Annotated in this window: 25 protein-coding genes and 1 riboswitch; of the genes, 12 read left to right on the forward strand and 13 right to left on the reverse strand. The window is 58.2% G+C overall.

All coding sequences use genetic code 11. The features are described from left to right. Positions 1 to 170 precede the first annotated feature (170 nt). The gene (locus M8N44_RS04590) at positions 171 to 758 is read left to right on the forward strand and encodes a hypothetical protein (RefSeq protein WP_102728223.1); all 588 of its coding nucleotides are present in this window, start codon (positions 171 to 173) and stop codon (positions 756 to 758) included. Here M8N44_RS04590 and M8N44_RS04595 read toward each other — a convergent pair. Further along, positions 715 to 1281, reverse strand: coding sequence for a hypothetical protein (locus M8N44_RS04595; RefSeq protein ID WP_102728222.1), 567 nt, complete (start codon positions 1279 to 1281; stop codon positions 715 to 717). The genes M8N44_RS04590 and M8N44_RS04595 overlap by 44 nt on opposite strands. A 96-nt stretch (positions 1282 to 1377) precedes the next feature. Here M8N44_RS04595 and M8N44_RS04600 point away from each other — a divergent pair, with 96 nt between their 5' ends. The 6 genes from M8N44_RS04600 (at position 1378) to M8N44_RS04625 (ending at position 5551) form a co-directional block, all read left to right on the forward strand. After that, positions 1378 to 1899 carry a phosphoribosyltransferase gene (locus M8N44_RS04600; protein ID WP_146018197.1) on the forward strand — a complete coding sequence of 174 codons (522 nt, stop codon included), beginning with the start codon at positions 1378 to 1380 and terminating at the stop codon, positions 1897 to 1899. Between the two features lie 117 nt (positions 1900 to 2016). Further along, positions 2017 to 2448 carry a hypothetical protein gene (locus M8N44_RS04605; RefSeq protein ID WP_022398274.1) on the forward strand — a complete coding sequence of 144 codons (432 nt, stop codon included), beginning with the start codon at positions 2017 to 2019 and terminating at the stop codon, positions 2446 to 2448. Between the two features lie 222 nt (positions 2449 to 2670). Continuing rightward, positions 2671 to 3138, forward strand: coding sequence for a GyrI-like domain-containing protein (locus tag M8N44_RS04610; RefSeq protein ID WP_102728221.1), 468 nt, complete (start codon positions 2671 to 2673; stop codon positions 3136 to 3138). A 164-nt stretch (positions 3139 to 3302) separates the two neighbouring features. Then, positions 3303 to 3902 (forward strand): GNAT family N-acetyltransferase, encoded by a 600-nt coding sequence (locus tag M8N44_RS04615; protein WP_102728220.1) that lies wholly within the window; start codon positions 3303 to 3305, stop codon positions 3900 to 3902. Positions 3903 to 3985: 83 nt separating this feature from the next. Next, a complete protein-coding gene (locus M8N44_RS04620) occupies positions 3986 to 4429 on the forward strand; it encodes a GNAT family N-acetyltransferase (protein ID WP_102728219.1) in 444 nt (147 codons plus the stop codon). A 165-nt stretch (positions 4430 to 4594) separates the two neighbouring features. After that, complete coding sequence (locus M8N44_RS04625; protein WP_180975160.1) at positions 4595 to 5551, forward strand: acyltransferase family protein; 957 nt, start codon at positions 4595 to 4597, stop codon at positions 5549 to 5551. 39 nt (positions 5552 to 5590) lie between these two features. Here M8N44_RS04625 and M8N44_RS04630 read toward each other — a convergent pair whose 3' ends face one another. The 5 genes from M8N44_RS04630 to M8N44_RS04650 all read right to left on the reverse strand — a co-directional run bounded on the left by M8N44_RS04630 (position 5591) and on the right by M8N44_RS04650 (position 11574). Continuing rightward, complete coding sequence (locus tag M8N44_RS04630) at positions 5591 to 7639, reverse strand: sulfatase-like hydrolase/transferase (RefSeq protein WP_102728217.1); 2049 nt, start codon at positions 7637 to 7639, stop codon at positions 5591 to 5593. Positions 7640 to 7658: 19 nt separating this feature from the next. Then, positions 7659 to 9587: a family 20 glycosylhydrolase gene (locus M8N44_RS04635; protein ID WP_215709535.1), complete on the reverse strand. Its 1929-nt coding sequence runs from the start codon at positions 9585 to 9587 to the stop codon at positions 7659 to 7661. A gap of 133 nt (positions 9588 to 9720) precedes the next feature. Then, complete coding sequence (locus M8N44_RS04640; RefSeq protein WP_102726304.1) at positions 9721 to 10473, reverse strand: PEP-CTERM sorting domain-containing protein; 753 nt, start codon at positions 10471 to 10473, stop codon at positions 9721 to 9723. Positions 10474 to 10823: 350 nt separating this feature from the next. Next, complete coding sequence (locus M8N44_RS04645; protein WP_102728215.1) at positions 10824 to 11267, reverse strand: DciA family protein; 444 nt, start codon at positions 11265 to 11267, stop codon at positions 10824 to 10826. A gap of 73 nt (positions 11268 to 11340) precedes the next feature. Beyond that, a complete protein-coding gene (locus M8N44_RS04650) occupies positions 11341 to 11574 on the reverse strand; it encodes a ferredoxin (protein ID WP_022398284.1) in 234 nt (77 codons plus the stop codon). Between the two features lie 76 nt (positions 11575 to 11650). Here M8N44_RS04650 and lnt point away from each other — a divergent pair, with 76 nt between their 5' ends. Further along, positions 11651 to 13594 carry an apolipoprotein N-acyltransferase gene (gene lnt, locus M8N44_RS04655; RefSeq protein ID WP_102728214.1) on the forward strand — a complete coding sequence of 648 codons (1944 nt, stop codon included), beginning with the start codon at positions 11651 to 11653 and terminating at the stop codon, positions 13592 to 13594. Here the strand turns inward: lnt and M8N44_RS04660 are convergent. Together M8N44_RS04660 and M8N44_RS04665 are read right to left on the reverse strand one after the other, a co-directional pair. Then, positions 13567 to 14310 (reverse strand): phosphodiester glycosidase family protein, encoded by a 744-nt coding sequence (locus M8N44_RS04660; RefSeq protein ID WP_102728213.1) that lies wholly within the window; start codon positions 14308 to 14310, stop codon positions 13567 to 13569. The two genes, lnt and M8N44_RS04660, sit on opposite strands and share 28 nt — an antisense overlap. Before the next feature lie 9 nt (positions 14311 to 14319). Next, entirely contained in the window at positions 14320 to 15222 is a 903-nt protein-coding gene (locus M8N44_RS04665) for a nucleotidyltransferase family protein (protein ID WP_102728212.1), read from the reverse strand. Between the two features lie 156 nt (positions 15223 to 15378). Between M8N44_RS04665 and M8N44_RS04670 the strand changes: the two genes are divergently transcribed. After that, positions 15379 to 16695 carry a bifunctional UDP-3-O-[3-hydroxymyristoyl] N-acetylglucosamine deacetylase/3-hydroxyacyl-ACP dehydratase gene (locus tag M8N44_RS04670; protein ID WP_022398288.1) on the forward strand — a complete coding sequence of 439 codons (1317 nt, stop codon included), beginning with the start codon at positions 15379 to 15381 and terminating at the stop codon, positions 16693 to 16695. A gap of 289 nt (positions 16696 to 16984) precedes the next feature. Here M8N44_RS04670 and M8N44_RS04675 read toward each other — a convergent pair whose 3' ends face one another. Next, a complete protein-coding gene (locus tag M8N44_RS04675; protein ID WP_102728211.1) occupies positions 16985 to 17929 on the reverse strand; it encodes a PfkB family carbohydrate kinase in 945 nt (314 codons plus the stop codon). A gap of 84 nt (positions 17930 to 18013) precedes the next feature. Beyond that, positions 18014 to 18093, forward strand: a riboswitch (Fluoride riboswitch). A 169-nt stretch (positions 18094 to 18262) separates the two neighbouring features. On the opposite strand from M8N44_RS04675, the gene crcB reads away from it, so the two are divergent. Both crcB and M8N44_RS04685 read left to right on the forward strand, forming a co-directional pair. Continuing rightward, the gene (crcB, locus tag M8N44_RS04680) at positions 18263 to 18631 is read left to right on the forward strand and encodes a fluoride efflux transporter CrcB (RefSeq protein ID WP_102728250.1); all 369 of its coding nucleotides are present in this window, start codon (positions 18263 to 18265) and stop codon (positions 18629 to 18631) included. Positions 18632 to 18640: 9 nt separating this feature from the next. Further along, a complete protein-coding gene (locus M8N44_RS04685) occupies positions 18641 to 18991 on the forward strand; it encodes a DUF190 domain-containing protein (protein WP_102728210.1) in 351 nt (116 codons plus the stop codon). On the opposite strand, the gene M8N44_RS04690 is transcribed toward M8N44_RS04685, so the two are convergent. The 4 genes from M8N44_RS04690 to M8N44_RS04705 all read right to left on the reverse strand — a co-directional run bounded on the left by M8N44_RS04690 (position 18988) and on the right by M8N44_RS04705 (position 24199). Continuing rightward, entirely contained in the window at positions 18988 to 20148 is a 1161-nt protein-coding gene (locus M8N44_RS04690; protein WP_102722066.1) for an iron-containing alcohol dehydrogenase, read from the reverse strand. The two genes, M8N44_RS04685 and M8N44_RS04690, sit on opposite strands and share 4 nt — an antisense overlap. Positions 20149 to 20249: 101 nt before the next feature. Further along, positions 20250 to 21545 carry a hypothetical protein gene (locus M8N44_RS04695; protein ID WP_022398293.1) on the reverse strand — a complete coding sequence of 432 codons (1296 nt, stop codon included), beginning with the start codon at positions 21543 to 21545 and terminating at the stop codon, positions 20250 to 20252. Positions 21546 to 22196: 651 nt separating this feature from the next. After that, a complete protein-coding gene (locus tag M8N44_RS04700) occupies positions 22197 to 23084 on the reverse strand; it encodes a tyrosine recombinase (protein ID WP_102726310.1) in 888 nt (295 codons plus the stop codon). A 20-nt stretch (positions 23085 to 23104) separates the two neighbouring features. Then, positions 23105 to 24199, reverse strand: coding sequence for a DNA adenine methylase (locus M8N44_RS04705; RefSeq protein ID WP_102726311.1), 1095 nt, complete (start codon positions 24197 to 24199; stop codon positions 23105 to 23107). Between the two features lie 721 nt (positions 24200 to 24920). On the opposite strand from M8N44_RS04705, the gene M8N44_RS04710 reads away from it, so the two are divergent. After that, positions 24921 to 25511, forward strand: a complete 591-nt coding sequence (locus M8N44_RS04710; protein ID WP_102749299.1) for a hypothetical protein — start codon at positions 24921 to 24923, stop codon at positions 25509 to 25511. The last annotated feature ends 59 nt before the right edge of the window (positions 25512 to 25570 follow it).

The following is a 25570-nucleotide window of genomic DNA, read 5'->3' on the forward strand; positions in this document are numbered from 1 at the left end:
CCCTGGAGGCCATTGAACGGCACGCGTCCGCAGGGACGTAACGGATTTCAGGAAAAAGTTTGCCGACGCTCATTTCAATACTACGCCGTTGCTGATCGGCATTTCCCGGAACAAAAGGAGTGCAAGCCGCCTTTCCGTCTGGTATAGAGGCGGAAACGGAGAGGATAAACATGCAGGAATTGTTGACACGGGAGGAACGTGACAGACTGGCCGAACGCCTGCTGCCGGGAGAAAAAATTCTGTGGCAGGGAAAATCCCGCTGCGGATGGTGGAGAAGGGCCGCGAAGGAATGGAAGGGAATGCTGTTTTCGGTTTTCTTTGCCGCGGCATGGGGCTGGGGATGTTGCATAGCGGCGTCCGCTCCGGTCTGGACGGGTGAGGTCATGTGCGCGCTGGCGGTCATGGGAATATGCTGTTTTTTTGGTATTGCCCTCCTCGGCATGCTTTTGATCAACGCGGTTTTGGAAACGCGCCGGGCCAACGCCGTCCTGCACGCCCTGACGAATATGCGCCTGTTGTCCCTGGGGCCGTCCGCGGACGGCAACGGCGTCCTGTTCCGGCAGTGGAACGGGGCGGAACTGCGGAAAATCCGCCTTGTTGCCCATCGAGCCGGGCCGGAAGATCTGGTATTCCGCTACCGGTTCCCGCCAAACGGAAAACCGGAGCCGCAAGGCTGGCCCGCGCTTCCCGGGGCGGAAGCGGTCTGTGAGCAAATCACGCGCCTCTTTCCCGGCGTGTCCGTATCACGGCTGCCATGAACTCCGCTAGACGGTCGGCAGGTTCCCGTGAAGGCGCCGCCAGCAGGAAGAGAACCTGGCCGTCGTAAACGAGGCGGCAGACCCAGCAGGGAGCCGGATATTGCTGCCCCCTTCTTCCCCTGCGGCAGATAGTGGCGCCTGCATGCCTCAGCCGTTCCAGTTCTTCCCCGCTCAACGGTGTATGCTCGTCCACATGAAGCACGGAGCATTCCGACAAAAGCTCCGGATCATAGTCAAAAGCATCCCGGCGCAGGCCGAACAGCCTTTTTTCCGCATGCACCCAGCCGTTCCTGGCTTCATAAATCCTCTTGCCGAACCAGATGTCCAGCAGAACCGCCAGGATTCCCACGCTTAAAAACGGGGCGAAAAGGGAGAAAACGGCTCTCATGCTCTCTCCCATAACTTCCGGCTGGGGAGGAATGGAAAGGAAAACCCATGTAAAAGCGCATGCGCCCAGCCACAGCAGCGGAAGAATCACCAGGAGAAACCCTGAAAACATGCGGTAGTTCGGGATGCCGATCATCTCAGCCGCAACATACCGGAAGCATTTTCCGCCGTCAACCGTTCTCCTTCAAGGATTGATTTCCTTGTGGGAGAACGCTATCATGCTTCCGTTTCCATGACTTACACCATCACACCCCTGATTGGAGAGGAAGCCATCCGCGCGCGCGTCAAGGAACTGGCCGCCTCCATTGACGCGGCCATGGCAGGCAGGCCCTATATTCTGCTGTTGCTGCTGAACGGCGCCCTCCCTTTCGCCACGATGCTGAAAGGGCATTTGAAATCCCGGCCCGTGGTGAAAACCGTCAAGATCACCAGCTACGCCGGAATGGAACATTCCGGCTCCGTGGCATGGGATGGGGACTGCGGGCCGTTCCGGCCTGACGTGCCCGTTCTGGTGGTGGATGACGTGCTGGATACGGGCGCTACTCTGGCTGAAGTTTGCCGGGAATTGAAAAGGCAGGGGGTGCGGCAGGTTCTCACCGCCGTGGCCGTGGACAAGCACTGCTGCCGGAAAGTGCCTTTTGAAGCTGACTACGTAGGTTTTACGCAGGGAGATGAATTTCTTGTAGGCTTCGGCATGGACCTGGATGAGCGTTACCGGGAATTGCCCTACATCGGGAAAGTGGACATGGGCTGACAAATTCCCGAATTCATATTGAACAACCTGTTGAAAAAAAGTGTCCAAGCTAGTTGGAGCGGCAGAGCCATCCGCCGTCCCCGCTCAACAAGGGAAACCGGAAAGGAGAACCAAGACATGAAAATCAACAGGGCAAGACAACAGGAAAGCGTGGCCGTCTTCGGCCATGAAACGTCCCTCATCCGGGATGTTCTGGACAATCTGGAACTGGAACACGCGCTGACGTGGCTGCTGGAGGCCATCAGCCAGCACCAGTCCGGAGAATTGGAAAGCGAACCGTGGCATCTGTACCAGACCACGCTGTTTGCCATGTACGTGGACTATGACAACGGGAAGGTGCGCCTGTCCGCCGCCCTGGCATGCCACGATGCAGACCTGGAAATATCTCTGAAGGACTTTGTGGAGATACTGGGCCGGGAAGCCGCCAAGGAGGCGGACCCGCTCCACTATACTCCCGGCGCCCCCAGCAAGTGCATCCACCGCTACCGCAACCCGTATTTCAAGCGCAGGCGGCAGGAACGTGAGCCGGACATCGGGTTTTATTCCTGAGCCGGGGAGCGGCACGATGCCGTATCCTTTCCAATGGCCGGGTTCCGCGGGGAATCCGGCCTTTTTGCGGGCGTTCGTTCTACCGGGGAAACGTAGGGGAAGGGCCGTGAAAAACCCGGTTTATACTGTTGCCGCAATGGATGCAGGGCAGCATGTTCATTACTGGGCGCACTGGTTCAAGCGGGCAGGGAAAAACGGAACTTTATTAGGAGAAAAAACGGCATGTCAAAACCGGCAGTGGAAATAGTGAACCTGGGGGAACAGGCCATCTGGGGAATAGGGAGGCAATCCGGCGATCAAACGATCTCCGCGGATATCCATGCCCTTTCAGCGGCTTATCATTCCCTGGCTTCCGTGCCGCGGGGAAGCGTGCTTCCCTTCTTTGTTCTGTCCAGAAACTATGATGGCCGGAATGGTTCCTTTGAACTATTTGTGGGCGGCACACTTGAAAAAGACGGGCTGGAGCAGGCGTTTCTTCCCCCCGGGGAATATGCCGGAATGACGGTCAGGCCCCGGCTGGGATTTTTATGGGGCGCGGCCATTGGGGCCGCCAAAAGGTACTTTTACCAAAAATGGCTCCCGCAGAGCCCATACGGGACCCTGAACATGGAGTACGAACTCCATACGGAAAAAAGTATTCGCAGCCATCCTTCCATGGACATCTTTTTTGCCGTTAAAAGGAAGGAATAACGGAAGAACCGGCGGCTGGAAGCTGGCGAGGCACATTATCCGGCTTTCTTGTCGCCGGGCCGTGTTTTCCCTGCCGGAGGCGCCAACATTGACAGTTGCCTGTGAAATAATTAGAATGGCGGCATTGGGCCCAGGGAGATCAATCGGAAAAGACGGGGAGCAGGATGAAAAATCATCATACCATCAGGATTGCGACAAGGCGGGACGCGGCAAAGCTGCTTGAAATTTATGCTCCGTATGTGGAAAAAACAGCCGTCACGTTTGAATATGAAGTACCGGAGGTACAGGAATTTGAGGAAAGAATCGGCCATGTGCTGGAAAAATACCCCTTCCTGATTTGCGAAAGGGAAGGGGAAATTGCCGGTTATGCCTATGCCGGCGTTTTCAAGAACCGTGCCGCGTACCGCTGGGCCGTGGAAACGACGGTTTACGTCCGGGAAGACCGGAAAAAAATGGGCATAGGGCGGGAATTGTACGCAGCGCTGGAAAAGATTCTTTCCTTGCAGAATATCCTGAATCTAAACGCCTGCATTGCCTGTCCGGAGGCGGAAGACCCCTGGCTTGGGCGGGACAGCGTGCAGTTCCACGAACGTTTGGGATATCAATTCGCAGGAAAGTTTCATCAGTGCGGGTACAAGTTCGGCCGCTGGTACCATATGGTGTGGATGGAAAAACATCTGGGAGCCCACCCGGACAATCCTCCCGCAGTGAAAACCTTTGATGAAATAAGGGGCCTAGTTGCGGAGCAGTACGGGATTTTGTAAAGGTCCGGTCAGGTAGGAGTGCTGCCAATGCGCAAGCACGCCAAGGTATGGCCGGTATTAATGAAGACAGCTTTTAGTGGAATATGAGAATCATTGAAATCCAGGAAGGAACTACGTTGCTGATACGGCAGCTCATGGAACTGTGGGAAAAATCTGTCAGGGAGACGCACCTGTTTTTGCCGGACAGCGAAATAGAAAATATTAAGGAATACATTCCGCAAGCATTAAGAGAGATACCTCATCTGATCGTTGCGGAGAACGAAAACGAATTTCCTGTCGGCCTGATGGGGATTGGCGGCCAGAAACTTGAAATGCTGTTCATTGCAAGCGAAGAACGGGGGAATGGCCTCGGTAAGAAGTTGGTGGAATATGGAATCGAAGCTTATTCCATCAATGAATTGGCCGTGAACGAGCAAAATCCGCTCGCCAGAGGTTTTTATGAATACATGGGCTTTCAAGTCCATAAAAGAACGGCCCATGACGAGCAGGGAAACCCTTACCCGCTCTTGTACATGAGATTGAATTGACACGCCGCCAGCTTCCCCTTCGGCATAAGAAAGCAGGTATGGGAAAACGCCTGTTTCATGCGTGCCTGTTGTGAAAGCATTTGAAAGCCTTGCGAACGACAGGCCGGTTATTCACATAATAAAAATAGTGCTTTTTCAGAGCGATCATCCAGAATGGGCACCGTCATGACCATCTCCCCCTTATCCGGCGCAGAAGTCCGCCCCCGTTTGCCCTGGGTGGAGACTGCGCGGCTGCTGGCAACGCTGGTCGTCGTCATGCAGCATGTGCCTTCCGGCCCCTTTCTTCCCAACGAATGGCTGATCGGTCCGGCGCTGGCGACGTTTTTCCTGCTGGCGGGATATTTTTCCGCCTCCCGCCTGGAGGGGAGCGGGGCTGGAAAATGGACGGGCGGGCGCCTGCTGTCCCTGCTGTGGCCGTACCTCTTCTGGTGTGCGGCCTACTGGCTGGTAGCGGGCATGTCCCTTTCCCCTGGTTCGCTGGCTTCCGTGTTCGGGGCGGGAACGTGTCCCCTGCTGACCCCGATGTGGTTCCTGCGGGACCTGATGATTTTTACCCTGGCGGCGTTCCTGCTGCACCGCTGGCGTCCCGCGCTTTACGCGCTCGGCCTGTTCTGCCTGTTCCTGCACCGGTGGGATGACACCCTGGCGTGGCCCAGTCCCTATATGTTCGGGGACTTCGTGCTCGGCATCATGCTGGCGTCTTCCGCACCGGGTTGCCTGGACCGCTGGGGGAAGATGCCCCTGGCCGTGCACGCGTCCATTATTCTGGCCTCTGCGGCCCTTGTCTGGGCAAGCTGTGCGGATACCTTCCTGGTTCCGGACGTCGCTTTTTCCGGACTGATTGTTCTGGCCTTCCTGAGCTTCGGAATAGTGGCCAGGGCCGTCAGCCCCGCGCTGTCGGAACGGCTGGCGCGGTGGTCGTCCGGCAGCTTTTTCGTGTACTGTTCCCACATCTTCGTGCTGATTGCCCTGACAGGGGTGGAAACGTGCTTCCCGTCCCCGTGGGCACCCTGGGTTTGGTGGTGTCTGGTGCCTGTCGTGTACATGCTGGCACGGGGCGTTTACCTGTTCCTCAAACGGTATTTCCCGCGTGTCCTCGTCCTGGTGACCGGGGGAAAATGAACGTAGGGGCGGCGGCGCGGATGTCTCCGCCCCATCCGTTCAGGGAGCTGCCATGCGGAAGGCCTGGACCGGAATGGCCTCTTTCCTGCCGCCTTCCCTCTGCCAGAATAGTTCGGGAAGCCCGGGGAAGCCTTCCGTTTCCACCAGCAGGGGATGCCAGCCCTTTTCCAGCGGGATGGGCTTCAGCCCAGTTTTTCCTGCATCTCCTTCCGTCGTTCCTTCCCCCATGGAGGAGGATACCTCCGCGCCGGGCTTGTAGCCGTATTCCGCATCCAGCAGATGCGCGTCGTGCAGCCTGACGAACGCTTTAGCTCCCTTTTTCGCCGGGGTTTTCATGAAGAAGACGTATTTCCCGGTTTCCGGAACGTTCAGATAAAGCTCTCTTTTCATGCTGCCGTCCTTCCGGCGGACGCCCTGGGAGGACTGCGCCGTCAGGGGAACCAGGTTGCCGGGCATTTCCTCCTTCCGGAGGGCCGGAACAGGTTCTGCATCATAGGGCCGCTGGGCAAAGGTGCCGCGCACCGGGTGGGTATAATCGTAAACGCGCCTCATTCTCAGCACCTTGTCGTGCATGATGGGTTGCATCTTTTTCCCTTCCGGCGTGTCCTTTAGGTCATGGCGTTCCGCCGGGTCCTTCGCGGTATCGTAAATTTCAAACGGATCCGCATGGGACTGGATGTTGGTACGCACCCCCTTGTATTTGCCGAGGTAGACCATCTGCTGGTCGCCCCGGACGGCGTTCCTCCTGGACGGGAGAAAATCCTGGTAGCCGGGCGTCGTCGTCTTGTTCCGGGACATCTTGGCGCTGTATTCCATGTACAGGCGGCTGTCCGGCTGGGTTCCCTTGTTCAGCAGGGTGGGGAGCAGGGAAACGCCGTCACTCCGGAAGGGAGCCCTGACGCCGCCGATGGCGGCCAGCGTAGCCATCCAGTCGTGGAACTGGGATGGATGGTCGCTGACGGAACCGGTCGGAACGCGGCCGGGCCAGCGGACGATGGTGGGAACGCGGAAGCCGCCTTCCCATGCGTCCTGTTTGATGCCGTCAAAAGGCCCGTAATTGCGGAAGAACTGCGGATTCTGGCCGCCTTCGTCATGCGGGCCGTTGTCCGACGTCATAATGATGACGGTGTTCCTGTCAATGTTCAGGTCCTTGAGAGTCTGGATGAGGTCTTCAAAGGAATCGCTCAGCCGCGCGATCATGGTGGCGTACTTCTTCTGCGCCATGGGCCATTTCTTGTCCGCATACCGCGGATAGATGTAGGAGTTGATCTTGCCCTCCGCGGTATTCACCAGCTTGTGGGGCTTCCCGATCCATTGCACGCCGCCCTTTACGCCGCGGCCTTCCGGATAGGGGCCGGTGGGGATCTGGAGCTGGGAGTGGGGGGCTACGTGGGTCAGCGCCAGGAAGAAGGGCTGGCGGGGATTCTGGCGGTGCGTATCTATAATCCATTTTTTGGCGCGGGCCGTCAGCAGGTCCACGGAGTACGCCTTGTCGCAATCCGCCGTGACGCACTTGTCCCCGTCCCAGATGCCGCTTCTCTTGGTGGGGGAAATGGGATTGGGGTCTTCCTTGGGATAATGGTGGTGGCCGCTGACGTGGTCCAGGTAGCCGAAGTAGTAGTCAAAGCCGCGTTTGGTGGGGTAGGCCGTGGATTCCTGCGGAGTGCCCGCGTGTTCCGTTCCTCCGCCTATCCCCCATTTGCCGATGAGGGCCGTCCTGTACCCGGCGGACTGCATGACGGTGCCGAGCGTTGGGGCCTGTTCGATGGGCAGGTCAAAGGACCTGTCCCGGATCACCTTGGCATGCCCCTGGTGCACCCCCGTGAACAGGGAGCTGCGGGCCGGGGCGCAAAGCGGGGCGGAGGAATAATGGCGCGTCAGCGTCATTCCTTCGCTGGCCAGTGTTCTCAGTCCGGGATTGTCCATGGCGGGCAATCCCTCCTTCATGCGCTGGTCCTGGTAGGAAGGCAGATCCCCCCAGCCCATGTCGTCCATCAGGATCAGGATGACGTTGGGCCGCTGGGCGGCTGCGGTGAAAGGAATTGCCAGAAGGACGGCCAGCAGGGGAAGCAGGCGTTTTTCTTTCATTTCAGCAAAAAATGGAATCTTACTTTGCAGGCCCGGTCTTGACGGAATAGCCTGGATCGGCAATCCAGCGTTCTCCCGATTTTTTCACCGGAATAAAGCTGATGCCCCAGGACTGGAAGCTGCCCGTATACGGCTGTTCAATCAGGATTTTGTTTTCTCCGGCCTTCACCTGGAAGGGAACGGGGGGACGTGCCCACCAGAATTCCTCATTGTCAAAGGGTATTTCATTGGCGGGGGAATTCCAGGTGTGCTTTTCATAACGCCGCTGTCCTGCCAGCTTGTAGGTCTGGGGATTTTTCACTTCCTTTCCGTTCACCCATATTCTGGTGCCGCACTGGGACCATTCCCCGGCTGCCGGGACTCCGGAACAGCGCCGCGTGGAGCGGGCCGGAGCGTCGAACCCCACCATGGCGTACATGGTGCCCGCCCTGGGCGCGTAAAAAGTCGTCTCCGCCCAGGCGGTGTTACCGGGCTTTGCTTTGGAGAACAGGCCTTCCGCTCCCGCACGGGAGCGGAAGTACAGATTGCCGCCGCGCGCCTGGACCGGCTCCAGCCCCGCAGGGGATTTCCCCGCCAGCAGGCCGTTCCTCACTTCCTCCTGCCTGTCCTTCTGAACGGGGCCGAACACGGTCCATTCCACAAAGGAATCACGCCAGTAGGGGAAGGGCTTGTTTCCGGCCAGGGCTTCCATGCGTTTCTCAAACAGGGAGAAAGCCTGGTAGGCCTCCGTATCCTTCTCCGGCAGTTTGCCGGCAAAGCGGGAGCCATCCTCCGGAAGGCCCTTCCAGCTGCGTTCAGCCATGGCGAACATGGCGGGCCACTGGGGGCTCTGGATGGGGATGTTCTTCTTGTCCTCCACCCGGGTATCCGGCCACAGGCACTGGATGACGCCCAGGGAGTGGTCGTCGCTCTTTGCCGTTCCACAGGGCTGGCGGAAGAAATTCCTGCGCACCAGAATGCCGGGGTCAAAGGAATTGATGTAGCCTGCCGTGGAATCAAAATAGGGATTCTTCTGCTTGGCGGGGTCCGGCAGTCCTACGGAATTCTCGTCATTCCACAACTGGGCGTAGCTGTCTCCGGAAACGGGCAGGTCATTGTTGCCCGCCCACTGGATGGGCTGGCGGCCCAGAGATTTGACCTTGGCCGCCATCCGGTCCGCAAACTGCTTCCCGTTGGGGATGCGGATTTCATCCGCGCCGATGTGCAGGTAGGGGGACATCTCCACCGGAATTTCCCGGCAGAACTCTTCCAGCAGTTCCTCCAGAATCTTGATGCCCCTGGGATCGTGCATCGGGAAGCCGAAGCAGTTCTTGAAATAGGTGCTGTGCCCCGGCATGTCGATTTCCGGGATGATCTGGATGTGGCGCTTCCTGGCGTAGCGGAACAGGTCCCTGATCTGGTCGTAAGTGTAGGTGTCGTTGACGTCCCGGCCCTTGATCCTCTTGGAAGGGTCATTCAGCACAGGGTACTTCTTGCACTGGATGCGCCATGCGGGGTAATCCGTCAGGTGCCAGTGGAAGGCATTCAGCTTCAGCCGGGCCATTTCATCAATGTCCGCCTTGAGCGTCTCAATGGACCGGAAATTGCGGCCTACGTCATGCATGAAGCAGCGGATGGCGAACGCCGGGCTGTCTTTGATGTCGCAGCATGGATAATCCCCCCCGGCTCCCAGCTGGTCCAGCGTCCTGCGGGCATAAAAAACGCCTGCGTCCGTGGCGGCCCTGATCAGGATGCCGCCGGGGCGGACCTGGAGCTCGTAGCCTTCCTTGCCCAGCGTCTTGGCCAGAGCCGCGTTCTTTTTCACGGAAACAGGAGCCTTTTTGGGGCATGTCCCCGTCTTCCAGTCAACATGGGCCGGGAAGGGAATGAGGGCTGCCGGAGCGGCTTCTTCCTGCTGGAGTGGATGCGGGGAAGTCCAGTCTCCATAGGAAGAGGGGGAACAGAGCATTAAGCCTGATACCAGCAAAAGGAGGGAAGGGGATAATCGCATAATATTACTACACTTAAACGAGGAACTGTCTTTCATCAAACTTAAAATGAAGCAAAATTCCGGACTTAGGGATGTTCCGGTTTCTGCCGCATTATCTCCTCTTTCTCCTCAGGCACAGGCTTCCCAGCCCGAGCAATGCGGCAGCAGCCGAGGAAGGCTCCGGAACCGTGAGGCCCTCCATGCGGAAATTTTTTACGGCAAGCTCGTTGTAAGCGTAGCTGTTGTCGAGAACGTCGGTATTCATCACCAGATAAAAAGTGGCTCCCTGGTCAAACAAATTGCTGTAATCGTCTTTGGAAATTGTCCAGCTATAGGATTTGTTGCTGACGTCTCCCGCCGAACCGGAAATCGTAGACCCAACCTGGAGAAGAGAATCTCCCTCTCCTCCCAGACTGTACCACAGGCTGAAATTTTGAGGCTGGCCCGTCCTGTTGGTTTCGAAAAGGCCGCCTGTATCAAAGGAAATCCTCAGCGCTTCATATCCGGATATGGCGTTGGAGGACAATTCATGAAATTTGACGGCCGTAAATCCGCCTCCTGCGCCGTTGGCGGAAATCAGATTGGTAGCGCCATCCGCCGTCACGGAGGCAAGCGTACCGGTATCTCTATTCTTATTGCCGGAATACCATCCCGCATCCAGAGAGCCAAGGACGGATTGAACGGCGCTTGCGGAAGGCCCTCCGTTCGTGATCAGGGCGCCTCCGGAGGAATAATCGATGCGGGTGATGGAGGTTTTCCCCATCTTCAGCTCCGGAATAATTCCGTCAAGGGAACTCCACGCCTCCGCTCCGTGTGCCGATAGAACTGCCGCTGCGGGTAATGCCAGGAAAAAGGACGTTTTCATTTGTATGTAATTTCTGTTGGAAAGCGGAAAGGCCGCTCCGCACTGGCGCGAATTCCGCTTTATTCGCCATGAAACTACAGAATTTGCAATCCGCTAAAGAAACAGCAACAGTAAAAAACGGGCAATATTCTGACAATAAATGAATGATAAATATATCTAACATTTTGTTTCCCGCTATTTCCCCGCTGGAAAAACAAGAGGCGGTGCCCGGGAAGGTCCTGACCATGAATCAAGCGAGGGAAAAAACCGGTTGACAGCGGATTGCAAATCCCTGAAACGTATTCCAATACCTGTTAGTGCGATGAAAATCAGGTGATTGGCAGCAAGAGAAAGCCTTGCTTCACGCGGAATTACCCTATCCGGATGCGGATGGAATGAACGGCATCCTTGCCGAACTGGTCCTTCAATTTTCCCAGCAGGGCGCCCTGCCACTGCTGGAGGTGGTAGCGCATGGCCGGCTGAAGCACCTGGATGGTGGCAACTCCCTTGACGATGGAAAGCAGGTTGGATTGCTGGCCCAGGAATGGCCCCGCGGCTTTCAGCCAGCCTTCCCGGAGCAGCTCGGGGTCCATGCCTTCTCCATCCAGGGGGAGCTTGGACAGGATGTCTCCCAGCAGGGACTCCGCCGTATGGAGATTCCGTGTTTCATTGGTGGAGGGAGGAACCTGGAACCAGTCCGCCAGCGCCTGCCTCACCTCCTGTTCGTCACGGGAAAGGTATTCATACCGGGGCGGGGAGGCGTTGGGGTCCGGACGGTCCCTGTCCGGCATGTAGGGAGACCAGGGAGAAGCCATGAGTGGAAAATAAAAGCCCGGAGTGTTGGATGTCAACAGCCCCGGGCGGTTAAAAAATAATATGGAGAATATATTATTCGCCGTCGTCGCCGATAGCTTCCACGGGGCAGCCTTCCATGGCTTCCACGCAGGCTTCCTGTTCGGTTTCGTTGTCCGGCTGCTTCTTGACGTAGGAGACGCCTTCGTCGTCATCCCGTCCAAAGTTTTCCGGAGCCGTTTCGCGGCAAAGGTCGCAATCAATGCAGGAGCTGTCCACGTAAAACTTGCCGGGGACGTTTAGAGGTGTTTTTTCGTCGATGTCTGCCATTATGTATATGGGTTGTATGAACTGCGCCCACTATTTCCGCATTTGAGCAAATTTTGCAATCTTTTTTGTTGCAGGAATGAGTCAGCATGAGGAACAATGCCGCCATTCCCGTTCCTGGAATAAAAGGCTTTTTACGATGAATCCCGTTTCCCCTCCCACTCCCCGTCTCCTGCCCGTCTGGGCGGGCCTGCTGCTGGCTGCGTTTTCCGGCGTTCTGATGGCCTGCGCCTTCATTCCCGTGGACTGGGGAGGCTGTGTCTGGATAGGTTTTCTGCCGTTGCTGACGGCGCTGTGGTACGGCCGCCGCCGGGAGGGGAAAAAGGGAATCCTGGCGTATGCCCTGTACGGCTGGATGTTCGGCGTGGTGTTTTACGGCATCTCCTTCTGGTGGGTCAATGAAGTCAGCACGCTGGGCTATATTCCCCTGATGATATTTTACGGCGGCCTGTTTCCCGGCATCTGGGCGCTGGTCATGGGCGTGTTTTTCCGTCCGGACGCCCGGCCGCTGCCCGGGGCGCGGCAGACGGTGAAGGAACGCAGGGCGGCGTGGAAATCCTGGGCTGTGGGGGACATGCTGCCCAGCGCTTCCGCCGCGCTGGGGGGGGCGGCCCTGTGGGTGTGCCTGGAATGGGTGAGGGGCTGGCTCATACCGGGCTTCGGCTGGAACAACCTGGGCGTGGCCCTTTACGGAAATCCGCTGGCCCAGTGGGCGGAATATGCGGGGGTAACGGCCCTGGCCTTCCTCCCTGCCGTCTTTTCCGTCTGGCTCTGGCGCGTCTGCCGCCGGGCCGGAACCATGGTGGTCCGTGAAGGCAGGCGCACCGTTCCGTGGGACTTTTTCACGCTGGTGGCGGTTCTCTTAATCATGTTCGTCACCGGCGTGCTCTGGACGGCGCGCTACTCCCCGCAATCCGCCGCAGCCACGGGGAACGGCAAATTCACCGTTCCCGTCATGACCGTGCAGCTTAACCTGAGCCAGAAGGAGAAATGGGACGCGGCCAACCGGGGCGCCATTTACCGGGCTCTGCTGGACACGACGGAGCAGGGGATGCTGGACCTCCAGAACAGCGTCCTGGAACAGGCCGCCAAAAACGGGACGGAAGCCTCCCTGAACATGCCGGCCTGGGTAATCTGGCCGGAGAGTTCCTTCCCCATTTCCACGTTTTACCGCGATTCCACGGGGGAACGCTTTCCGAACCAGGACAACGTCAACTTCCTGAGCGTGGAGGAGGACTACGTCCAGGCCCTCCGGAACGGGATATGCAATTTCATCCTGCTGACGGGCACGGATGACATTTACCTGTCCGATGAAGGCCGCGTGGCGCGGGCCTACAACTGCCTCACCGTCTTTGAAGGGGACTACTCCACGGCCAGGCCGCACGCCAAGGCCATGCTGGTCCCCTTCGGCGAATACATCCCCATGCGGGAAACCTTCCCGTTCCTGGAAAAGGCCTTTGAAGCCTCCGCCGGAACGGCAATGGGGATGAACTACACGCCGGGAGCCTCCTCCAGCCCCGTGCCCGTGCCCATGCGCCCGGGGAGCTCCGCCACGGTAGGAGTCATTCCGCTGGTTTGCTTTGAGGACGTAGTGGGAAGCTGGGTGCGCCGCTTCGTGCGGCAGGAACCCCAGTTGATGGTGAACGTCACCAATGACGGGTGGTTCAACCGCTCCTGCGCCAATGAACAGCATTGGCGCAACGCGGCGTTCCGGTGCATTGAGCTGCGCCGTTCCATGGTCCGGGCCGCCAACACCGGCGTCAGCGTGGCGCTGGCTCCCAACGGCGCGGTTATCGCGGATTTGAGGGATTCCTCCGGTTCCCCGTTCACCAGGGGGGTAATGAACGCCACGCTGCCCGTGGGCTGTACGGAAATGACCCTGTACGCCCTGTTCGGGGACTGGGCCATCCTGGCCTGTTTCCTGCTGTTTGCGGCTCTTCTCCTGCGCAGGATGAATGAGGGAAAGAGAAACGCCGGACCCGTGAAGGACGGCGTTTACCGGCGCGGCGCTACGCCCAGGTAATTCCTGACCTGCTTGAACGCGGGGTAGGAAATGCCGGACTCATGGCACCAGAAGGCAGAGGAAGAGCCTCCGTCCAGATTCAGGGCCGTCTTTACCCGGAAATTCCCCAGTGCGCCGGGGGTCGCCAGCCACTCCGCCAGTTCCCTCAGGGTGACGGAGGAGGATACGCCGATGCACCACCGCTTGCCTCCGTCCGTGGCGATGAAGGTGCGGTAGGTGGATTTCCGGGCGTTGAGCCCCTTGACGGCTGTGCCGTTCTCCACCAGGAAAGGCCCTCCCTGAATGGCCGCCTGCATGGCGGGCAGTTTTTTCATGCGCTTTAGCGCGGAGCTGCGGATGAGGAACAAGCCGTTCTTTCCGTTGTCATACACCACTCCGGACACGGCGAAGGAGCCCGTGGCCAGCGGAGAGAGGCGCTTGCCGTCCTGAACGACGAGGCCCAGGGGAGTTCCCTCCGCATCCGCGCCGAAGAATCCGCCGTTGACGCCTGCCGAACAGGGGCTCTTGCGCATGGCCTTGTCCAGGGAGCCGTACCGGGGCGCCCGGACGCTCCCCTCATCCCGCACCAGAAGGCGGTGCGTGTCAGACTGGAAAAAATAGACGTTCAGCTTGTCCCGCATGGACAGGAAGCCGTCTTTTCTGGTGAACACGCGGTGCTCCGCCTGGACGGAGCCGCAGAAAAATAAAAGGAGAAGGAGAAAACGCAGAAAAGGCATGGTTGACAGTCAAAGGGATAGATGAAAAATCCGCCGTTCCGCACAGGTGCCTGCGGGCACGCGGGCGCCGGGCCAGACGACGCACTCCCTGAGGCGGCAGCCTTCCTCCACGATGGCGCGGGGGCCGATTACGCTGGCAGCGTCCACGGAGGCTCCGGAAGACACTTCCGCCCCGGGATGGATGCGCGGAGCAGGGGAGGGAAAGTCCAGATGGGCCTGGATATAGGCCTCCGGCGTGCCCATGTCCATCCACAGGCCGTCGTCCGCCAGCACGCCGCGCAGGCGCCCCTGCCGGATGTAATCCAGAAACACGGGGATGATGGAAACGATCTCGCGGGGAGGGATGCGGCCGAACACCTCCGGCTCCATGCAATAGGCTCCGGTAAACTGGCAGGCGCCCGGATCGCGCCCCAGGGCGTGCCGCATATCCGTCACCTGGCCGGAGGAAAAATCAAAACCCACGTTCCTCTTGTCCCCGGAGGTCCGCAGGGCCAGCGTCACGGCGGGGCGGTGCCTGACATGGTCCTCCATCACCCGGCGCAGGTCGAAGGTGGCTGCCATGTCCCCGTTAATCACCAGCAGGGGTTCTTCCGCGGAGGCCAGGGGTTCGATCTTCTTCACCCCGCCTCCGGAATCCAGCAGCACGGGTTCATGGCTGAAATGGACGGGGCAGCCGTTCCAGGAGCGTTCCGGGAACGCCTGGTCCCAGGCTTCCGCCAGATGGTGGGTATTGATGATGAACTCCCGGATGCCGCAGTCGTAGCAGCGGCGCATGGAATGCAGCACGAGAGGCTCATGGAAAAAGGGAATCAGCGGCTTGGGCAGCACGTGGGTAAGGGGCCGCAGGCGGGTGCCCAGCCCGGCGCCGAGGATGAATGCGCGGGAAATGCCGGGACCTGCTGTGATGTGCATGCAACATGACTAACGGGAGAAAGGCGTTTTTTCAAGCGCCCTTTCTCCGCTCCCTCTCCGGATGACACGCCGGAATGCCCTCCTTTCCCTGAATTTACAGGAAAATCCGTGATTTCGTGCTTTCCAAACGGGAGCTCATTCACTAGCATTCCCCGCATGGCATGTGGAAACCAAAGAACTGTCGGCTCTCCGGCCTCTCTGGCCGGTACCTCTTTGCATACGGGACAGCCCGTTACCCTGACCCTGAAGCCGGCCCCCGCCGACTTCGGCATTAAATTCCGCCGGGTGGATATTCCGGACCAGCCCTTCATCAACGCGGACGTGGAGAAGGTGCAGACCGTGGAGCGCGCCACCAGCCTGGCGGAAGGCTCCGTCAAGGTACACACCGTGGAACACATTCTTTCCGCCCTCACGGGCATGGGCATTGACAACGCCGTCATTGAAATGGACGCCAACGAACCGCCCATCGGGGACGGTTCCTCCGCTCCCTACGTGGAACTGATCAAGAGCGCCGGCATTGTGGAACAGGAAGTGCCGCGGCGCTATCTGGAAGTGCGCGAGGCCGTCACCATTGAAACCAAGGGCGGTTCCATCCTGACCATTCTCCCCTCCAAGCAATTCCGCGTCTCCGTCACCTGCGTGGGACCGGAAAACCGCATCACCCAGTACTTTGACGCGGTCATCACGCCGGAAACGTATGAAAAGGAACTGGCCCCGGCCCGCACCTTCACGTTCTACGAGGACATCAAGCCCCTGCTGGAAAAGGGCCTCATCAAGGGCGGCAGCCTGGAAAACGCCGTGGTCATCCGCGGGGAGGAGCTCATGAGCAAGGAGCCCATGCGCTTCATCAATGAATTCGCCCGCCACAAGGCCATGGACCTCATCGGCGACCTCAGCCTGTGCGGCAAGCCCATCCTGGGCCACGTGATCGCCATCAAGCCGGGCCACGGCCCGAACACCGAGCTGACCGCCAAGCTGAAGAAGGAACACCGCCGCAACCAGCAGATGGCGCCCAATCCCGTCAACGTGCCGTACGGAGACGCCGTGCTGGACATCAATGAAGTGATGAGCCTCCTGCCGCACCGCTATCCCTTCCTGATGGTGGACCGCATCATCGGCTTTGAAGGGGAAACCAAGTGCCGCGGCCTGAAGAACCTGACGATGAACGAGCTCTTCTTCCAGGGCCACTTCCCGGGCCATCCGGTCATGCCGGGCGTCCTGCAGCTGGAAGCCATGGCCCAGGTCGCCTCCATCGTCATGCTGCGCCAGCCCGGCAATGCCACCAAGCTCGGCTACTTCATGAGCGCGGACAAGATCAAATTCCGCCGTCCCGTAGTCCCCGGCGATACGCTCATCATTGAGGCGGAGCTGACCAAGATGCGCGGCAACATCGGCCAGGCCCTCGGCCGCTGCCTGGTGAACGGCCAGGTGGTATCGGAAGCCGAACTCAAATTCGGCCTCCAGGACATCTGAACCGGCTGATACCGGCCCCTGTCTTTATGGAACCCCCGGCCCGTGCTCGTCACGCCGGGGTTTTCCATGTCCTGCATCCCGCTTGGCCGTTTTTCTCCTGGCCCCTCTTGGAAATAAGGGCCTCCCGGCCCTTATGAAAAAGGCTGCTACGCGCATGCAACAGGGAAAGCAGAAAAGCCAGAGCCGGCTTCACTACGGAGACCGGAACCAAACCCCGGCAATTTGACGAATCATGAGGGGAAGGAGTTCCTCATTCCCAGGGGCGGCGGAGGCACCTCTATCTGCCGCATCAGCAAGACACGCCGGGCAGACGGCACATCTCCGCATACTCTTCAAGGCGCCGGCGGAAGGTTTCCTCCGTCATGGAAAGGAGGGCGTCCGCGGAAAAGGACTCGCAGGTGAAGGAGGCCGCCACCGTGCCGTACACAATCCCCCTCTTCACTTCCTCAAAGGATGGAAGGACGGGGGGCAGGGTGGCCAGGTAGCCGGCCAGCGCCCCCAGGAACGTATCTCCCGCCCCGGTGGGGTCCACCAATGTTTTCAGGGGATAGGCGGGACAGCGGAAAATTTGCAGATTGCCTGCGGAATCCCGCCCCAGAAGCGTGGCGCCGTATTCCCCCTGTTTCACCACGGCATATGCGGCGCCCTTGGAAAGCAGGAATTCCCCGGCTTCCAGCACGGTGGACGCCTGGGCGTACTCCTTCGCCTCGTCCTCGTTCATCATGGTGATATGGGAGCGGCTGATGACGGCGTCCAGCAATTCCGGCTGGCGGCGCAGCCACTTGTCCATGGAATCGGAAAGCACCAGTGCCGCGTCCGGGCACTGTTCCATGCACTTGAGCTGCTGGGCCGGAACCATGCAGCAGCACACCAGGACGGGATGGTTACGCAAGGACTCCGGAACGTGCACGTTCCATTCCAGCATCACGGCATCATTGGCGCAGACGGTCCTGCGCTTGTTCATGTTGTCAAAATATTCCCCGGTCCAGGAAAAGGAAGGACCCTTCTTGCGTTCCACGCCGTCCATGCACAGCCCCTTGGCCGCAAGGGCTTCTTCATAATGGGAGGGGAAATCCTCTCCGATGATGCTGACGGCGTCCACCCGGTCCGCAAAAAGCAGGGCGGCCACCGCCGCAAAGGACACCGAGCCGCCCAGAACTCCCTCCGCCCGGTTGCGGGGAGTGAGGATGGTGTCTATTCCAATGGTTCCGGTGACAAGGAGGGGCTGGGACATGGAAAAAAGGAAATACGTATTCAAACGCCGGGATCAAGAATAAAAGGCTGGAGATATGGAAAAAACGGGTTATTTTACCTGTACGCGCTTAAAGGAAATGAGGCTCTTCCCTGGGAACGCACCCTAAACCGCCTGCACGGCAGGCTGATGGCTTCTGTATCACACCGGATGCAGAAGCTTTGTATTCGGTGAAGGACATCCCCATACGAACATGAACGCCTTTACACCAATTTCCTCCGCCTTCTGCCGCCTTTCCCGGCAGCATCCGGCAACGGCATCCCTGGAATCTCGCCCGGAGTCTTATTCCCGTTCAACCGGAGAAAAGCCGCTATGATGAAAATACTGCTGATGGTCGGGCTGGGAAGCTTTGCGGGCGGCGTGCTGCGCTTCCTGCTGACCCGTTTTGTCCAAATCAACTCCATGAGTTCCTTTCCATGGGGAACGACGGCGGTCAACTTGCTGGGATGCCTGGTCCTTGGCGTTCTCTACGGGCTGTTCAGCCGGGGTCTGCTGCTGCATACGGAAACGCGGCTTTTTCTTACCGTAGGCCTGTGCGGCGGCTTCACCACCTTTTCCACGCTGATGAATGAATCCTTCCTCCTGTTGAAGGAGGGGAACTTTCCCGCCTTCTTTCTTTACACCCTCCTCAGCTTTGCCGGAGGGCTCATTGCCATTGGCCTGGGATACCTGGCCGCCAGATAAGAGACAATCATGAACACTCCGGAAGAAAACCTCATGCTGCGCATCTACGTCAGCAGCACCGACACCGTCAGACACGTACCCGTCCACGAGGCCGTAGCCTACGCTACCCGCCGCTACGGCATGGCGGGCTGCACCGTGTACAAGGGACTAATGGGGGCCGGGCGGCATACGCGCCTGATGAGCCCCACATTCTGGGAAATTGTCGAGAAGGTGCCCGTCATCATTGAAATCGTAGACACCTCAGAACGCATTGAAACGTTCCTGGGCAAAATCTCCTGCTGGCTGGACAGGCTGCCGCACGGCTGCCTGGTGTGCACGCAGCCTGTCCGCGTTTATCCTGTCGGCGGTACCCGCTCCTAGGAATAGGACTTTTCCAGGATGCTGACGACGTCCGCCGGAGTGAACTTGCAGCGGTCCAGCTCAAACAGGTTGCCCATGGTGGAAAAGGCCGTTCTGGCGTATTCGTCAAACAAATCCGGGGTAATGCCGAACTCGGACATCTTCAGCTTGTCCACGCCGCAGGCCTCCTTCAGCTTGTTCAGGCCGTTCAGGAAGCCGTCCACGGAAGCTTCCTGCCCCATGGCGGCGGCTACCCTGGCGTAACGTTCCGGGCAGGCGGGGGCATAGGCTTCATGATAGGCCCAGGAAATCATGATCAGGCCCGCGCCGTGCGGGAGAGCGGGATGGAACGCGCTGAGGGCGTGTTCAATGGAGTGTTCCGACGTACAGCAGGAAATGGTCTCCACAAAGCCGGAATAGGTATTGGCCAGGGCGACGTAGGCGCGCGCTTCCAGATCGTCCCCGTTGCTCACGGCGCGGGGAAGGTATTTGGCGATGTATTCAATGGCCTGTAGCGCGAACATGTCCCCCATGGGAGAGGCAATCGTGGCCATGTACCCCTCCACGGCGTGGAACAGGGCGTCAAAGCCCTGGTAGGCCGTCAATTTGGGCGGTACGGAAAGCATCAGCTCCGGATCCACGATGGACATGGTGGGGAAGGTGCCCTTGAAGCCGAAGCCGATCTTCTCCTGCGTATCCTCCTTCGTGATGACGGTCCACGGATCCGCTTCCGTTCCAGTCCCTGCCGTGGTGGTGATGCAAACGATGGGAAGGGGCTTGTTGGGAATGGGAAGGCCCTTGCCGGAACCGCCCTGGATGTAATCCCAGTAGGTTCCCGGATTGGCAGCCATCACGGCGATGCTCTTGGCGGAATCCATGCTGCTGCCTCCGCCCAGGCCGACGACGAAATCACAACCTGTCTCCCTGGCAAGCGCGGCGGCCTCCATCACGTGCTCCACCACGGGGTTGGGCTGCACCTTGTCGAAAACGACGCTCTCCACTCCCTGGTTCTTCAACAAAGCCTGCACCCGGTCCAGATACCCGAGCCGCCTGACGGACGTGCCGCCGATGACAATCAGGGCCTTGGCGCCGGGCAGGGGAGCGGAACCAAGATTGTCCAAAGAACCCGCGCCAAAGAAAATTTGCGCGGGCATGAAAAATTGAAATGGCTGATACATGGCCCTACTGTATAAAACAGCGGCTCCGGACGTCAAGGATGCTCTGTGCATTCCATCAACTCCGGAGCCGCCGTGCAGGCAACAGCCTTTACTGAAAAGCGTTATGCGTCTTCAAAAAAATCGTCGCTCCGGGTGGGGTCCGGCTTGGGCGGCTTCGGCACATCCGTGCCGATGGCTCCGGGATCGTCCATTTCACGGCTGGTCGTGATCGTGGTGGGCGGCGTCTTCCTTCTGGGAGGCCGCACCGCGGGACGAGGGGAGGCTGAAGAGGAGGAGGAAGAACCGTCCGCCATGGTTTCATCTTCCGAGGAAGCGATCATACTCTTCATGCTCTGGACCAGCTTGTCCCGGAGGGTGCGGATACCTTGTTCCCGGCGCACCGGGTCTACCGTCGTCCGGATCAGCGTCATCATGTTCCGCGTGGCGTTCGCCTGGTCGCCCAGGTCAAAGCAATCCAGTTCGCAGCGCCAGCGCAGGCGGTCCAGGACGGAGGAATCCTGTTCGTCAAACTCGTCTTCGGACGCATTGGCAATGCGTCCCTGCATGCCGGACTTCTTGCCGGTGGAAATGGCATGGCTTACCTTGCCGAGAGCCACTTCCATGGAAATTCTCTTGCCCCATGCCTGCCGGAGGGCGGGAAGATTGCGCGTCTTGCGGTATCCCGTGAAGAAAAGCTTGTCGAAAATCTCGTCCCGGTTTTTCATGGAATCCGGAAAGGCCTTGGAAGACATGCTGCCGATGCCCAGGGCCTCCCCGACCTCCGTATTCAAAACGGATTGTTCCGCAATGCGGGCTCCGGCTTTCCCGGCTCCCCCTCCATTGTTATTTTTGGAAGAAGTGGAAGAGGGATCGACAAAATCAGGGTCGGAGCAGGCGGCCAGGTAGGCGTTCAGCAAATCCATGGCCGGCTTCTGGAACTCCGTAACGTCCAGAGTCTCCTCCTCCGTTCCGCCGGTGGAGCTTGACGTGGCGTTCATCAGGTTTTCCTTGAGGCGGGCCTTGAGGACGAGCACGCCCCACTGGTATTGAAGCATCAATCCCTTACGGGCATTCTTGTCCTGGTATTTCTTGGCCTCGCGGTCCATCCAGTCCTTCAGGGAATTGGAGGCAATCTTGGCGCTCTTGCCCTGGCTCTTGTCCTTCTCCTTTTCCGCTTCCATCAGGAACTTTTTGGACTGGATCAGCAGGTCGTACGCGGCGCTGGGATCCCTGCCGGCGGAATTCAGCTTGCTGATGGCGGCATTGATCACCTTGGTTTCCGCAGACCTGTTCAGGGCGAGCAGGTTATCCAAATCCTTGATCACCTTCTTCTTGGCATCGTTATCCATGTGCTGCGCATAACAGAGGGAGCCCAGGCTGAGGCCTCCGATCACGCAAAGAGAGACGAAAGTATTCATGCTTTTTTTATTATGACGGATGAATGACGGTCTGGCAAGAGAGAAGCGAGGGGAAGGGGTATCCGGATGAACTTTTAAGGAGGGAAAAGGAATTTTCCCGTTTCTGCCGCGTTATAATAGGTTAGTCAGTGAAAGACTTTTTATTTTTATGGAGAATACTTCAAAGCAGGAGAGGACGGCTAGACGGGGTTTTCAGCGACGGATGGGGATGGAAGAAAGGTTGGCAATACTGAAAACCCCTTTGAATGGAGAATATTTAATCAGGACGGGAGGCTCTGGTTCCCAGAAGTGAAGCCCACTGGAAAATACAGGGTGCATGGAATGTTCCCATGTTTTTGACAGGAAGCAGTCCCCCTGGAGAACGGAGGTTTGGTTCGTGCCTCTTTCAGGCTTCAAGCCTTCCGCTTTCCGTCCAACTGCAAAGCGGTTTCCCGGCCTTCGTACAGACGCGTGGACGGACAGCAGGAAGCGACGCATGAAAATCCCAGCAATGCTCTTATAGAAGAAGGAAAAACGGGCGGAGATTCACCCTGATTTAATACTTCGCATAATATATGTAATGCAAAATATGGAACTAGTGAAATAAACGCACTGGACTTTGATTTTAAAAGATATATGCCCGCAGAAGGCACATGGATGAGAATAGCTTTATTATCCCCTGGGATGGAAGCGGTGATGAATGGCATTCAGCCGCTGCTGTTCCAGATGCGTATAAATCTGGGTGGTGGAAATATCGGCATGCCCCAGCATTTCCTGAATGATGCGGAGGTCGGCGCCGTTCTCCAGCAGATGCGTGGCGAAGGAATGCCGGAGGATATGCGGGAAGACATGCTGTTCTATTCCCGCGGCCCTGGCGCGTTCCCGGAGAATCTGGCGTACCCGTTCCCTGGTCAGCGGCCGTCCGCGCACCGTCAGGAAAATATGGCTTTTCGTCCCCGGCTTGACCAGCCTGGGCCTCCCTTTCTCCAGATACGTCCTCAACGCCTCCAAGGCGGACCTACCCACAGGCACCAGCCGCGTTTTCTCTCCCTTCCCCAGCACGCGGACAAAGGCATCATTCATATCCAAACTCTCTAATTTGCAACTGATTACCTCACTTACGCGCATGCCGCAGGCGTAAATCATCTCCAGCAGGGCCCTGTCTCTACAGCCGAGAGGAATATCCTGAACGTCAACACTTTCAAGCAGTGTTGAAACGGTTTGCTGATCCAGCACATGGGGGAGCGACAGCCCCTGCCGGGGCATTTCCAGAAAGGCGGAGGGGTCTTTTTCCAGCATCCCCATCCCGGCCAGCCAGCGGAAAAAGATGCGCAAATGCACCATTTCCACCCGCATGGAGCTGCGGGCCATGCCGCGGGCCTGCAAATGCCGGAGGAACTCCGTAAGCGTGCCGATGTCCACACGGGAAAGATCAGCGTCTTCCGTACCCAGAAACCGGGCGAATTCCTCCAGCGTCTGCCTCACGGAAAGCTGGTAGGCGGCGCTCAAGCCTTTCTCTGCGGCCAGAAAACGGATGAAGCGTTCCAGATGGGCTTTCATGGTGTTACCTCCCCTGCCCGTTAAAACCGTTCCACCAGGAACAGGAACTCTGTCACGTTCTGCGGGCGGTTCCTCAAATTCCGGCTGCCGCGGAATGTGGCGTATGGCGTTTCCAGCGTGACGATATGTCCCAGACGGCCAAGGAAATTCGTCATTTCCTCATAACTGATGAAGCCCTCCGAACTGTACGAAAGGAGAATGAACTTGGCCGGGCAGTCCTCCAGCAGCCGGAACAGGGCCGCTGGGGCATGCTGCCGGCTGTTGTACGTGGAGCGTTTCCAATCCGCGGGAATGCCGGAAACACGGCTGGTTTCCGCCGGCTTCTCATAGGAGGACAGCAGGTTCAGCATGAAATAGTTGGAACCGTACGGATGCTGATTGTAGGGAGGGTCCAGGTACACCACATCCATCTCCGGCAATTCCGCGGCCAGTTCATTGGCGTCACGGCAGTGGATGGAAAACCGGCAGTTAAACCGGGAAAACACGGGGAACGGCAGTAAAATATCCCCCAGGATGCGGGAAAGAGCGTTGCCGGCCGTTCCGCCGAACTTGCCGACGCCGTGCCTGTCCTTGTAAAATCCCTTGAACACGCCGGATGTGTTCGTATGCACGGAAGCCTCCGCCAGAAGGGGGGCGATGAAATAGGGCCTTACCTCTTCCGGAAGCAAATCGATGGTCTGCCGGGCCGTATCCAGGTACACGGCGTTGCGGCGCGTATAAAAAACGCGGTCTTCCGGCGTGATGCTGTCCGGATTTTTGGGCGCGTACAACTCCGTGATGAACCCCGGGGACTCATGCGTCTCCATATACCGCAGCAGACGCCGGTAATGCCTCTCCAGCTCCAGATTCTCCACTTCCTCCGGATTGCTCAGGTAGCAGGTGTTGACGATGCGGCTATACTCTTCCAGATCATTGACAATCAACTCTTCCGAATGCTTTTTCAGGAAACGGGCTACAATGCCGCTGCCGGAAAACAGGTCCCCGGCCTTCAGCCTGTCCTTCCCCAGGCGGCTTTTCACCTGTTCCAGCCCCATCCCCAGGAAGTGCAGCAGGGAACGCTTGTTGCCCAGATACGTCACAATCTGTTCCGTCAGGTATCTGGGATCTTCCTCCATCTGCGACGCTGGGAGGGATGATGGCTCGTTCCGGGTCATATACAGGTCTCAACCAGCATACGGCACTCCGGCCTTTCCGTCAAGTTGTGCCGGATACGGAAATGGAAGATATGCCCTTGGAATAAGGAAGAAACCCACACCTGCTGAAAGAGACGGGAGGGAAATATATGGAAGGGAAATACATTTTGAAAATTTCCCTGAATAGTGAGGGTGCATTTCACGCACGTCTCATGAATAGAAAATAAAATCATGAATAATTCATCTATGGATCAATTCTGCTCAGAGCTGGTAGCTAAGTCCGAATCCAAGCGGTTTCCGTCCGCGTTGCGGGAATTGGGGGAACACGTGGAAACATTTTTGCAGGAGGAAGAAGGTACATGCATTTGCGGGCACGCTATTAGAGAGCACTATATCATTCAAAACGTGATCAATAGTAAAAAATTGATCGCTGGGAATTACTGTGTGAAAAAATTCATGCACATCGGCACCTCAAAACACTTTGATGCCATGGATACGATTGGATCAGGAAGCCTGACCGTACCTCGCAGGAGGTTTTTCAAATGCCTAGCCGCAAATTTGATAGACTTCCTTCGTAAAAAAAGAAGAAGGCCGCCCGCTTCCTTTCCGGAACCTCTATGTAGCGTCCCTCCCCTGCTCCATGCGGACATGCCGGAAGAAAGGCCTTTCCAAAACAGCCGTGCATGTTATAGTGCCAACAATCATGAAAAGGCATCTTCTACCCTGCTCCCTGCTCTGCATGCTCCTGGCGGCAACAACGGCCCTGGGCGGTCCCGGAGACACATTTTACGAAGCCAACCTTTCCCTGACGCGCGCCGCGCGCCTGGAGAAGGAAGGCGATTACAAGGCAGCCCTGGAAAGCGGCAAAAAAGCCGCGGAGCTGCTTCAGTCCCTGAAAAGTTCAACTCCGGAATGGAATCCGGAGTGGGTGGCCGGGAAGCTGGACGCCGCCGCGCAGTTGCAGCAGCGTGTGGAGCCTCTGGCCCAAAAGGCCGGGGAGAGCAAGAAGGCGGATTATTCCCTGAAACCCGGAGAACGGAGGGACTTTACCCTGCAACGCGCCTACAAGGCCCATGAACAGCAAAAACTGATTGTCGGCGCCGTTCCTGCTCCCGCCCCCGTTCACGGTGCGGAACCCGGGAAATCTGCCGCTCCCGCAGCTTCCGGCCGCACGGAAATCCGCGTTGTCACGCCAGCCGTGGCCAGACCGACGGTTGTTTCCAGAAGATCCGCGCCTTCTCGCGGCCTGCCTCCCCGCACGGACCGGGACGGAAGGTTCCGCATCGGGAGCTGATATGAACAAAAGCGGAAGCTTCCGGAACAGTTCCGGTTTTGCTTTTCGCCTTTTCCTTT

The sequence above is a fragment of the Akkermansia massiliensis genome, from assembly GCF_023516715.1.
Taxonomy (GTDB): domain Bacteria; phylum Verrucomicrobiota; class Verrucomicrobiia; order Verrucomicrobiales; family Akkermansiaceae; genus Akkermansia; species Akkermansia massiliensis.